9 protein-coding genes and 1 pseudogene are annotated in these 12,076 nt (G+C 64.1%); 1 reads left to right on the top strand and 9 read right to left on the bottom strand.

The window, feature by feature from the left end:
• Positions 1-146: 146 nt before the first annotated feature.
• From V1277_RS20415 to V1277_RS20435, 5 genes and pseudogenes are all read right to left on the bottom strand, one after another.
• Positions 147-860: a hypothetical protein gene (locus tag V1277_RS20415; protein ID WP_334417836.1), complete on the bottom strand. Its 714-nt coding sequence runs from the start codon at positions 858-860 to the stop codon at positions 147-149.
• 93 nt (positions 861-953) lie between these two features.
• On the bottom strand, positions 954-1,451 hold the full coding sequence (gene lspA / locus V1277_RS20420; RefSeq protein WP_334420419.1) for a signal peptidase II: 498 nt from the start codon (positions 1,449-1,451) through the stop codon (positions 954-956).
• Positions 1,452-1,985: 534 nt separating this feature from the next.
• Positions 1,986-5,003 (bottom strand): annotated as a pseudogene (ileS, locus tag V1277_RS20425) (isoleucine--tRNA ligase); the annotation flags it as partial.
• 193 nt (positions 5,004-5,196) lie between these two features.
• Positions 5,197-5,751 (bottom strand): sugar O-acetyltransferase, encoded by a 555-nt coding sequence (locus V1277_RS20430; protein WP_334417837.1) that lies wholly within the window; start codon positions 5,749-5,751, stop codon positions 5,197-5,199.
• Complete coding sequence (locus tag V1277_RS20435) at positions 5,748-6,719, bottom strand: bifunctional riboflavin kinase/FAD synthetase (RefSeq protein WP_334417838.1); 972 nt, start codon at positions 6,717-6,719, stop codon at positions 5,748-5,750. The genes V1277_RS20430 and V1277_RS20435 overlap by 4 nt, the downstream gene beginning before the upstream one ends.
• A gap of 212 nt (positions 6,720-6,931) precedes the next feature.
• Here V1277_RS20435 and V1277_RS20440 point away from each other — a divergent pair, with 212 nt between their 5' ends.
• Positions 6,932-7,327: a response regulator gene (locus V1277_RS20440; protein ID WP_028350718.1), complete on the top strand. Its 396-nt coding sequence runs from the start codon at positions 6,932-6,934 to the stop codon at positions 7,325-7,327.
• Between the two features lie 167 nt (positions 7,328-7,494).
• Here the strand turns inward: V1277_RS20440 and V1277_RS20445 are convergent, their stop codons facing one another.
• The 4 genes from V1277_RS20445 to V1277_RS20460 all read right to left on the bottom strand — a co-directional run bounded on the left by V1277_RS20445 (position 7,495) and on the right by V1277_RS20460 (position 12,057).
• A complete protein-coding gene (locus V1277_RS20445) occupies positions 7,495-8,349 on the bottom strand; it encodes a TIGR01459 family HAD-type hydrolase (RefSeq protein ID WP_334417839.1) in 855 nt (284 codons plus the stop codon).
• A 15-nt stretch (positions 8,350-8,364) separates the two neighbouring features.
• On the bottom strand, positions 8,365-9,837 hold the full coding sequence (locus V1277_RS20450; protein WP_334417840.1) for an EAL domain-containing protein: 1,473 nt from the start codon (positions 9,835-9,837) through the stop codon (positions 8,365-8,367).
• 189 nt (positions 9,838-10,026) lie between these two features.
• Complete coding sequence (locus V1277_RS20455) at positions 10,027-10,608, bottom strand: phage holin family protein (protein WP_334417841.1); 582 nt, start codon at positions 10,606-10,608, stop codon at positions 10,027-10,029.
• Positions 10,609-10,710: 102 nt separating this feature from the next.
• Complete coding sequence (locus V1277_RS20460; protein ID WP_334417842.1) at positions 10,711-12,057, bottom strand: aspartate aminotransferase family protein; 1,347 nt, start codon at positions 12,055-12,057, stop codon at positions 10,711-10,713.
• Positions 12,058-12,076: the final 19 nt, after the last annotated feature.

A 12,076-nucleotide genomic window follows, 5' to 3' on the forward strand; every position in this document is an offset into this window, starting at 1 on the left:
GCTTGTTTCCGCAAAGCTGGCTACTGGCCCTGCGAAACGAATTCGCGCAAATGTTAGAAGTAACCCGATAAAACCGGGATCAAACCGCGGCATCGTACACCGCGCCCGGTTCCGGCAATCGTCACGATGGCGAGAGATCAGCTTAACTAATCGCCATACTTGCCCTTGGACGGATTGTATTCCTTGTTCAGCGATTCCTTCGGCCCGGTGCCGTAGGCAAAATTGGACGACGGCGTCTGGTAGCCGGGCGGAGGCTGGGTCAGCGATTCCCGCGTCGGCTCACCTTTGAAGGGAGCCGTCTCGGTTTTGTTGCCGCCGAACAGGCCGCTGAAGCCGCCGCTATAGCCGAGCTGCGACGGGCTCAGGATCGGATTGTTGTTCGAGGCGCCGGGCTGCACCGGATCATTGTCCTTGCGCGCGGGCGCCGCGGTCTTGCCCACCGCAAGTTCGGCCGGCGTCAGGATGCGGGCCGCTTCACGCGGATCCTTGTTCTCTTTCTTGCGTGCCGCAATCGCCGCCTTGCGGCGCTGCTCGTCGGGGTCCTTTGGCCAGTTCGGCGCCTTCGCGTCGGCCGCGGTCGCGGCCGGCGGCGGCAAATCGAGCTTGGGTGGAACGACCAGAGGAGAGCGCTCGCGGTATTCGATGCCGCGATTTTCCATGTTGGTGCCGCCGAGGCCGCGCATGATGCCTTCGATGATCTTTTCCTCGAAGGTCTTGTCGTCTTCGTCCTCGTCGTCGGCCGCGCGCACGGGGCCAGCGGCCATCACGAGACCTATGCCGAGGGCGATGGCGGCGAACCGCAGCGCCCGGGTCAGCGAGCTGGTCTGCATCATCCAGAAGCGGGCTTCGGTCTCGCGCATCGCGCTGTTCCCATTCACAATTTCTGCAACACGCGGGGGGCCGGGCTTAAGGGGCCTAATGGCTCCAGACCGCAGGGGTCGTATCGGCCGGGATCAGGGCGCTTTTGCGGCGGGTACCCCCAGGAACGAGTCATACAATAGGCCCGCTACCCCGGCAACAATGGCCACATCTGCAAGGTTAAACACGTACCAATTGAAGGTTTTTCCCCCGATCTCGATGTGGAACAGGGCGAAATCGACCACCGCGCCGTGCACGAATCGGTCGATGCCGTTGCCGACCGCGCCGCCGATGATCAGGCCGAGCGCCAGCGTCGCGAGACGCGTGCTGGAGCGCGCCATCCAGATCCCCAGCACGATCACCGCAATCGCCTTGATCGCCATCAGCGCGAGCTGGGCGAACTGGTTATCGCTCTGGAACCAGCCAAAGCTGATCCCGAGATTCCAGGCGAGCACCAGGTCGAAGAACGGCGTGACCCTGACCGCGCCGCGATGGGCGAGGTCGAACACGTAGAGCAGCCAAAGCTTCGAGGCCTGGTCAATCACCAGCGTCGCGACCGCGGCAACCGCGCCGGCGCGAAGGTGAGGGGTCACGAAGCGTTCCTTGCCGGACACTTATCTCGCCTTCTTCTTTTTCTTCTTCGACGCGGTCGCAGACTTTCTTCCAGTCTTCTTGGCAGTCTTTTTCTTGTCCGCCTTCTTTACCGCCTTCTTCTTAGCTCCCTTTTTTGCCCTCTTCGTTACCGAAGCAGCTTTTTTGGATTTGGCAGCCTTCTTGGCCTTGGCTTTCTTGGCGATGGCTTTCTTGGCCTTCTTAGCCTTAGCCTTGGCCTTTTTGGCTTTGGGCTTCTCGGCTTCGGCTTCAATGGCTTTCTCGGCTTCGACAGCCTTCTTGGTCGCTGCGACTTTCTTGGCCTTGACCGGTCTTTCGGCTCCCTCAGCCTCCGCGCTTTCCAAAGTCTTCTTGGCCCTGACCTTCTTGTCTGGCCTGGCAGCCGGCACATCTCCCGAACTGGCTCGCCCGGGCGTTTCCTTTGATTGCTGCTCTTGCTCCACGTGTTGCTTCTCGACCAACGCGACAGGCTTGGCAGCCGATACGGCAGCATCGGCCGGCTTATGGCCTTCGGCAAGCGCCTTCCATTCCCGCAAGGCCTGCGCGTCGCGCGGGGAGACGTCGGGATACTCGGCGTCTTCGCCAACCGTGGGCAGGATCTTCCACGACCGCGCGCATTTGGTGCCCGCAGCCCTTTCGACCACGACGGCGACGCCGGGCACGTCGGCGAGCGTGAACGCGCTGGCCGGCGCATCGTCATTGGTCACCATGGCGTTCGAGGTGATGCAGACCTCGGCCAGATCGATGTCGAGCAGCGTGTTGAAGATGTTCTTGTCCGACACATAGACCAGCGGCGAGGCTTCGAGCGATGAGCCGATGTTCTTGGCCGCGCGTTCGACTTCGAGCGCGCCGGTGACGACACGGCGGACGTCGCGAATGGTCTCCCACTTCGCGGCGAGCTTCTCGTCGCGGAATTGGTCAAAACCTTCCGGGAACAGCGTCAGGTGCACCGAAGCTTCCGCGTCCGGCTTGTACATCCGCCACGCCTCTTCGGTCGTGAAGCTGAGCACCGGCGCCAGCCATCGCAGGATCGCATCGCAGATGATGTCGATCGCGGTCAGCGCCGCCTTGCGCGCGACCGAGGACGGCGGATCGCAATAGAGGGTGTCCTTGCGGATGTCGAAGTAGAACGCCGACAATTCGCTGTTCATGAACGCCGCGAGCGTCGCGACCACCGTCTTGTAGTCGAACTCGGCATAGGCCTGGCGCACGGTTGTCGCACGTTTCGCCAGTTCGTGCAGCATCAGGCGTTCCAGCTCGGGCATGTCGCTGTGGGCGACCGCGTCGGCCGGATCGAAATGATGCAACGTGCCGAGCATCCAGCGGATCGAGTTGCGCAGCTTGCGATAGGTCTCGATGGTGTTCTTGAGGATTTCGGGGCCGATGCGCTGGTCGTCGGCATAGTCGGTGGCGCAGACCCACAGCCGCAGGATATCCGCGCCAGAATCCTTCATCACCTTTTGCGGCTCGACGGTGTTGCCGAGCGATTTCGACATCTTGCGGCCGTTCTCGTCCAGCGTGAAGCCGTGAGTCAGCACCACGTCATAGGGCGCGCGGCCGCGGGTGCCCGAGCTTTCCAGCAGCGAGGAATGAAACCAGCCGCGATGCTGGTCGCTGCCTTCGAGATACATCACGGTATCCTCGCCGCCATCGACCTTGCGGACGATGTTGCCGAGGCTTGGAAAATTCTGGCGGTCCTCCAGCACGAAGGCATGCGTCGAGCCGGAATCGAACCAGACGTCCAGGATGTCGTCGATCTTCTTCCAGTCTTCGCCGGCGCGTTCGCCCAGGAAACGTTCACGGGCGCCGTCCATGTACCAGGCGTCGGCGCCTTCCTCCATGAAGGCTTCGACGATGCGCTGGTTGACGATGTCGTCCTGCAGGATTTCGGCCGAGCCGTCGCCCCTCTCGCGCACGAACACGGCGATCGGCACGCCCCAGGCGCGCTGGCGCGAGATCACCCAGTCGGGGCGGCCCGCGATCATGCCGTTGATGCGGTTCTGGCCGGCGGGCGGCACCCATTGCGTCACCGAGATAGCTTTCAGAGCCCGGTTCCGCAAAGTGTCATCGCCGGCCAGCGTCATGGGGGTATTCACACCACCGCCCCAAACCAGCTTGTTTGGAGTGATTGCTTTATCCATCGCGATGAACCATTGCGGCGTGTTGCGGAAGATCACCGGCTTCTTCGAGCGCCAGGAATGCGGATACTGATGCTTGAGCCGCCCGCGCGCCAGGAGCTTGCCGACCTCGACCAGCGCCTTGATGACGGCATCGTTGGCGTCGCCCTTCTCGCCCTTGTCGTTGATGACGCGCCTGCCGGTGAAGCCAGGAGCGTGATCGGTGAAAGCACCGTTCTCGTCGACGGTGTAGGGGATGGCGGTGTTGATGCCGCGTTGATCGAGCTCACGCGCATTTGCCGTCCAGACGTCGAAGTCTTCGCGGCCATGGCCCGGCGCGGTATGGACGAAGCCGGTACCGGTGTCGTCGGTGACATGGTCGCCGGGCAACAGCGGCACCATGAACTCGTAGCCACCGCCAAATCCCTTCAGCGGATGGGCGCATTCCACGGCGTCGAGCGTGTCGCCGGGCAGATCGCGCATCTTCTCATAAGCGGTGACGCGCGCCTGCTTGAATACGTCTGCTGCGAGCGCATCGGCGAGGATCAGAAGATCGCCGGTCTTCGCCCAATTGTCGGCAGGCGCATCGGTGACCTTGTAGAGGCCGTAGGCGATCTTCGGCGAGAACGAGACGGCGCGGTTGCCGGGCAGCGTCCACGGCGTCGTGGTCCAGATCACGACGGAAGCCTCGGCCAGCGCGCCATGCGCCGGCGAGGTGACCGGAAATTTCACCCACACCATGTCGGAGGTGTAGTCCTCGTACTCGACCTCGGCTTCGGCCAGAGCGGTCTTCTCGACCACGCTCCACATCACGGGCTTGGAGCCGCGATAGAGCGTGCCGTTGGCAGCGAACTTCATCAATTCGCGCGCGATCTGGGCTTCGGCCGGATAGCTCATGGTGGCGTAGGGGTGGTCCCAATCGCCGATGATGCCGAGCCGCTTGAACTCCTCACGCTGTACGTTGAGCCAGTGCGTCGCATAGGCGCGGCACTCCTTGCGGAACGCCACCATCGCGGTGGAGTCGCGGAAGTCCGGCTTCGGCTTGCCCTTGGAGCGGTAGTTCTCTTCCTCGATCTTCCATTCGATCGGCAGGCCGTGACAGTCCCAGCCCGGCACGTAGTTGGAATCGAAGCCGAGCATCTGCTGGCTCTTGGTCACGACGTCCTTGAGGATCTTGTTCAGCGCGTGGCCGATATGGATGTTGCCGTTGGCGTAGGGCGGCCCGTCGTGCAGCACGAATTTGGCGCGGCCCTGCGCGCTCTCGCGCAGCTTTCCGTAGAGGTCGATCTCGTTCCAGTATTTGAGGATCTCCGGCTCGCGCTGCGGCAGACCGGCGCGCATCGGGAATTCCGTCTGCGGCAGGAACAGGGTTTTCGAATAATCTGATACGTCGGACTTTTGCGGCTGTTGGGACATGAATGCTCTGGTTGGCTCGAAGACGGCGCTGAAAAGCGGATATCGCGGGGTGAACAGGGAAATCCCGGTCTTGCGCCGAGCCAAAGCTCAGGCGGAAGCCGGGCCGCTAATGCTGATGGTGCGCCGCGCAAACATGGGCTTTCCATAGCAGCCAACCGCGGAAATCGCAAAGGGCGGCGGATGCAGGGCCGGCTTACCCCGGGCGCGGGCGCGCCGGGTTTCCAGCGACCGTCTGGCCTGCGCCGACGTCCCGCGTCACCACGCTGCCGGCGCCGATCACCGCGCCATCGCCGATGGTGACACCGGGCAGGAGGATGGCGCCGCCGCCGATCCAGACGTCGCTGCCGATCCGCACCGGGCGGCCGAATTCGAGGCCGGTTCGCCGCGTCTCGGGGTCGCGCGGGTGATCGGCGGCGTAGATTTGTGTCGCGGGTCCGATCTGGGTGCGGTCGCCGATCGTGACTTCGACCACGTCGAGGATGACGCAATTGAAGTTGAGAAACACCTCGTCGCCGAGCCGGATGTTGTAGCCATAGTCGCAAAAGAACGGCGGCCGGATCACGGCGCCGGTGCCGACATGGCCGAAATGGGCCGATAGCAGCGCATGCCGCTCGGACACAGGCGCAGCCAGTGCCGCATTGTAGCGTGCGAGCCAGGCCTTGTTGGCGGCGGCATCCGCCTGCAGTTCGGGGTCACCGGGGCGATAGAGTTCGCCCGCCAGCATCTTTTCTTTTTCGGTCTTGCTCAACCGATCACTCCGAGCCTTGGAAACGCATCGGGCGCGGCGGCCAGCCGCGCGCGGGCGCGCGCGCTGTCGTCGTCCATCTGCCGGATCAACGCGTCGATCGAGTCGAATTTAAGTTCGTCCCGGATGAAGCCGATGAAGGCGACATCGAGCACCATGCCATAGAGGTCGCCCTTGAAATCGAACAGGAACACTTCCAGCAGCGGTGCGCCGTTGTCGAAAGTCGGGCGGCGGCCGAAGCTTGCGACGGCGTCGAAGCGCTCGGCTCCGCGGCCTACCCGCACCGCATAGATGCCGTGTTTCAAGCTGCAATTCTTGTCGAGGCGGATGTTGGCGGTGGGGTATCCGAGATCGCGGCCGCGCTTCTCGCCATGGATCACCGCGCCGCTGACGAACCACGGCCCGCCCAGCATGGCGGTGGCTTCGTCGATCTGGCCCTCCGCCAGCGCCATGCGGATCGCGCTGGAGGACACCGGCCGCTCCTCGATATCGACATGGGCCTGGACGTCGACCTCGATGCCGAGCCGCGGCCCCTCGCTGACCAACAGGCTCGGCGAGCCGGCCCGGCCCTTGCCGAAATGAAAGTCGTAGCCGACGGCAATGCCGCTGACGCCGAGCCGCCCGATCAGATCATGGTGAATGAAATCTTGCGCCGAGGTTCCGGCGCGGGTCTTGTCGAAGGTCATCACGACCGCGCCGTTCAGCCCCGTTCCGGCCAGCAGCCGAAGCTTGTTGGTCTCGTCGGAGAGGCGGAACTGGGGGCTGTTCGGGCTGAAAAAGCTGCGTGGATGCGGCTCGAAAGTGACGGCAAGCGCCGGCTTGCCGTGGGCGTGGCCCATCCGCAAGGCGGCCTCGATTACGGCCCGGTGGCCCAGATGGACGCCGTCGAAATTGCCCATGGCGACCACGGCCCCGCGGGGGATGTCGGCGGCAGGGGTGGTGTCTCGGATAACGGTAAAACCAGTTGTCATTTCAGGGATTCGTGGGTCTCGGTGAAGGCGGCCGGACGGTGACGCGGCGCCGCCGTCGAAGTCAAGCCGGGCGGGGCGGATCAAAACGGATGCAATCCGGTGTCGTCCGGTTAACGGGCTGTTTAACGGCTGATGCTAGAGGTTTGGGGAGGACTGCGGGTCCCGCAGGCCTGTCGATTTTTTGTGGCGTAACGCGTCGAGTGGGGGAAAAGATGGCGGTTGATTTGTCCATGCCGGTTCTGGTGGTTGATGACTACAGCACCATGATCCGCATCATCCGAAATCTTTTGAAGCAGCTCGGCTTCGACAACATCGACGACGCCAGCGACGGCTCGGCCGCGCTGAACAAGATGCGCAGCAAGAAATACGGACTGGTGATCTCGGACTGGAACATGGAGCCGATGACCGGCTACGACCTGCTCAAGGAAGTCCGCGCCGACCCCAATCTCGCCACCACCCCCTTCATCATGATCACGGCGGAATCCAAGACCGAGAACGTGATCGCTGCCAAGAAGGCCGGCGTGAACAACTACATCGTCAAGCCGTTCAATGCGGCGACGCTGAAGACCAAGATCGAAGCGGTCTTCCCGGACATGGCGACGGCGTAAGGCGCCTGGTTTCCAGCTCGCTCCAATTCTCGTGGTGCCCGGCCCAATCCCGGGCATGCTGCGCTATCATGAACCCTACCAGGTCTTGCGTTTTCGGATGATGTAAGGCCCATTCCTACTTTGCATGGGGTCGTTTTCGCAATTTTGAGTCCGGTGCAGCGATGCACCTACCACCGCAGCTCCCGCATCAGCGCGCGGGGCGGGTGACCGAACAGCTCTTTCACCGAGGCCGGGTCGAGCTGGTCGATGCCCTCGAACTCCTCGGAATGGATGCCGCGGGTGAGGAAAAGACAATCGATTCCGAAGCCGTGCGCGCCGGTAAGATCGGTCCGCACCGAATCCCCGATGGCTAGCACGCGGTCGAGCGGTGCCGAATGGCCGCGGCGCTCGGCGGCGAGCGCCATGGCGCGTTCATAAATCGGCCGGTGCGGCTTGCCGTAGAAGATCGCCTCGCCGCCGAGCTCGCGATAAAGTTCGGCGATCGCGCCCGCGCAATAGATCAACCGGTCGCCGCGTTCGACGACGATGTCGGGATTCGCGCAAATCAGCGGCAGCTTGTGCTCGCGCGCCTGCAGCATCATCGCGCGATAGTCTTCCGCCGATTCGGTTTCGTCGTCGAACAGGCCGGTGCAGATGATGTAGTCAGCCTGCTCCAGCGGCGCCATCACGGCGTCCAGCCCGCGATGGATCGAGGAGTCCCGTTCCGGACCGATCCAGAATATTTTCTTGCCGGGGTGATCGGCGACGAAACTCCGGGTCAGGTCCCCGGAACTGACGATGGCGTCGTAGGTTTCGTCGGCGACACCGAGCTTGCGCAATTGGCGCTGCACGGAATCGGCCGGCCGCGGCGCGTTGGTGATCAGGATGACGCTAGCTCCGCGCTGGCGGCAGGTGTGCAGCGCCTCGCAGGCTTCGGGGAAGGACTCCAGCCCATTGTGCACCACGCCCCAGATGTCGGACAGGATGACTTCGACGCCGTCCACGAGGTCGCGCAGCCGCTCGACGAACCGCAATGAGGTCATGATGTCGGAAGCCTGCTAGCCCGGTCCCGCGGCACGGCGCGCCAACGCGGCATTGCCGGTCGCGCGCATCGGGGGCTCTGCGGCCTGGCTGGCCATGGGGACGGGGTTGCTGGGGCCATTGGGGCTGCCGGATTCCTTGTTCGCTACCGCCCCGCCGGTAGCAGATGCCCCCTCGGGCCGCAACGGCCGCGGCGGTGCAAACAGAAAGCCCTGTCCAAACCGCACGTCGTAGTCGAGCAGGTCCACCACCGCGCGCTCGCCCTCGATCTTCTCGGCGATCAGGTCGATGCCGAAACGGCCGAGCAGGTCGGAAAGATCGGAAGGGTGGATGTCCGAGGTCGAGCTCTGCTTGGGGTCGAGCAGCAATGCCGCGGGCACCTTGATGAAACGGACGCCGCGATCGGCGAGGTCGCGCGGCTCGATCCGCAAGTCGGTGACATGGTCGATCGAGAAGCGGTAACCACGCTGCGACAGCGCCGCGAGATTCTCGATTTCGGTCGGGCGGAGCTGGCGGAACGTCGCCTGCTTGAATTCGAGCACGAACGAGGGCGCCAGCGCCCGATTGGCCTCCAGGAAGTCGAGGCATTGCGCGAAATTGGCGGCATTGCCGAGCGTCGCCGCCGAGACGTTGCAGAATACGCCGACATCCTTGTTGCGCACCATCAGGCGGCGCAACACCTGGATACAGCGCAGCATCACCATGTGATCGATCTTGCCGATCAGCCCGCCGGCTTCGGCGGTGGGGATGAAATCATCGGCGGCGAGGATCTGATCCCTGTCGTCGCGCAGCCGCGTCACCGCCTCGTAGAAGCGCACCTTGCGCTGCGGCAGCGTCACCATCGGCTGCAGGTAGATATCGAGCCGGTTTTCCTCGACGGCGTTCTTCACCGCGGCAAGCAGTTGCGGCTGGTTGCGCGAGGGCGGAGCGGCTTCCGCGGCAATCGCAGCCGCTGCCGGCCTTGCGGCAGCAGCCGGTGCGGGCCTGGCGACGATCGGCGCGGCTTGCTCCGCGGCAATCGTCGGTTCGCTCGGAGGTTCGGGATCCGGGCGGCCCGCCGGGGCGGGGGCCGCGGCCACCGCACCCTGGGCCAAGAGGTCCTCATGGCCCGCAACCGAGACGGCCAGTTGCTTGACCAGAACGCCGAGCTCGTTGATTTCGCCCACCACCGCCTGGATGCGATCGGAGCTTGCGGAGTTCGCCGACACCAGGCGGCCCTCGACGGCGGCGAGCCGGCGGCCGAATTCGGCGACCTGACGGGCGAGGTCGGCGGTACCACGGGAAAGGTCGGCGATCTGGCCGCCGACGTCGGAGCGGTCGCGCAGCCGCATCGACACGGCGTTGTAGAGGATCAGGAAGGTCAGCGCGGTGAGCGCCACGATCGCGGATTCGGTGCCGTTGAAGCCCGCCACCGCATGCAGGACGAGGCCGAGGGAGGCTGCAACCAGCACCATGCAGATGGCGATGAAAATCGTCGAAATGCGAATCATGTCGCGCGCTACGCCCTCAGGTCCGAACTGTGCTCCCCCGGGAAAACACGGAAGTTTCAGGCATCGTCTGACTTGCGCTTTCCCCAGCAGCGCAACCTTAGCATCAATGTTGATTCGCAGAGCTAGTGTTCTTTGAATACGGTCGGAACCTGCGATCAAAGCGGTGCAATAGCCAGCGCCCTTGCGCCGTCAAACATCCGAGTGCCGCGCATGCCATCGCCGTCGCGTTGCCGCCAGGCCCAATAATGTCGCCATCAGGATAAGACCGGCCTGCAGATGCCTGGTGTCCCTTCCCGGGGATCGGCGCCGAGCACGGCTGCGCGTGGGAGGTGCCGAAGGCGCCTGCAGAATTGACCTGGCGGTGTCCCGCGTCGCTTCGATCTGATCTGGTTCAATCGGACTGGCCTTGATCGCCACGCGCAGGCGGCTTGTAAGCGAAGGAAACTGCGGCGGCTCTTGTCTGAGTTTGGCGGCAGCGAGTCCGGCGCAAATCGCGGCGATTGTCGCGAGCAATGCGCCGATCGCGCCGAAGGCCCAAAACGGCCCGTAATGGATCTCGATCCAGCGAAACAGCGCGGTCATACCGACCAGGCAGGCGGCGATCAGGAAAATGCCCGCTGCTGCGAACAGGCCTGCGGCGATGGCATAGGAAGCCATCGTTCCGGTCGCCTGATGGGTCCGATCGCGCAAATACGACCGCGTCGCAAGCTTGACCTGATTCAGCTTCAGTCCGATCGCGGTGCGCAGCAAGCCGCTCGAAGGCGCGAGCATTTTCGCAATCCTCCGCTGGCGGAGGCAGGATCGCCTCCGCCAAAGGTACTGAACGCGGGGTCGTTTCGAATGTTCCTGCCCGGTCAGAGCCGATGCTGGCGCCTACGCCGTCGCTCGGATCACCTTGGCGACCTTGTCCATGATCTCGCCGATCTGGTCTTCGGTGATGATCAGGGGCGGGGTCAGCGCCAGCGTATCGCCGGCCACCCGCAGCATCAGGTCATTGTCATGGAAGGCGCTGTTGAGCCCGGCAAAGCCGCGCTTGCCGGGCGCATCGGCAACCGGTGCGAGATCGATGCCGGCGGTCAGGCCGATGGTGCGGATATCCACGACGCCCGGCTCGTTGCGCAGCGACATCACGGCGTCGGCGAATTTCGGCTCGAGCTCACGCGCGCGCTCGAACAGCTTCTCGTCACGGTAGATGTCGAGCGTGGCCAGAGCCGCGGCGCAGGCCAGCGGGTGCGCGGAATAGGTGTAGCCATGGGTTAGCTCGACCACATGTTCCGGGCCGCTCATGAAGGCATCATGGATGGTGTCGCGCACCAGCACGCCACCCATCGGCGCGGCGCCATTGGTGACGCCCTTGGCGAAGGTCAGCATATCAGGCACCACGCCATAGCGTTCGGCGGCAAAGGCGAAGCCGAGCCGGCCATAGCCGGTGATGACCTCGTCGAAGATCAGCAAGATGCCGTGCTTCTGGGTGATCTCGCGCAGCCGCTTAAGATAGCCCTTCGGTGCCGGCAGCACGCCGGTCGATCCGGCCATCGGCTCGACGATCACGGCGGCGATGGTGTTGGCGCCATGCAAGTTGACGAGCCGCTCGAGCTCGTCGGCGAAATGCGCGCCATATTCCGGCTCGCCCTTGCTGAACGCCTGCTTCTCGCGGTCATAGGTCGCCGGCAGATGGTCGACGCCCGTGAGCAGCGAGCCGAACAGTTTTCGGTTGCCGACGATGCCGCCGACGGCGGTGCCGCCGAAGCCGACGCCGTGATAGCCGCGCTCGCGGCCGATCAGGCGGATGCGGCTGCCCTGGCCATTGATCTGGTGATAGGCCAGCGCGATCTTGAGCGCGGTGTCGGCCGCCTCCGAGCCGGAATTGCAGAAGAACACATGGTCGAGCCCGTCGGGCGCCAGCTCGGCGATGCGGCTCGCAAGTTCGAAGGCCTGCGGGATGCCGAACTGGAACGGCGGCGCGTAGTCCAGCGCCTCGGCCTGCTTGGCGATCGCCGACGAAATCTCGGTGCGGCCGTGTCCGGCATTGGTGCACCACATACCCGAGGCACCGTCGATGATCTTGCGACCGTCGACGGTGAAGTAGTGCATGTCTTTCGCGCCGGCGAGCAGCCGCGGGTTCTTCTTGAACGCCCGGTTCGCGGTGAACGGCATCCAGTGCGCGGCGAGATCGTTCGGAACGTTGACGGGGGTGGGGCGGGGGCTCTTGTCCAGCATGGGCGGCCTCTTTCAGCTC

Origin of the sequence: Bradyrhizobium sp. AZCC 1588 (genome assembly GCF_036924735.1) — a bacterium.
In the GTDB taxonomy this organism is placed as follows: domain Bacteria; phylum Pseudomonadota; class Alphaproteobacteria; order Rhizobiales; family Xanthobacteraceae; genus Bradyrhizobium.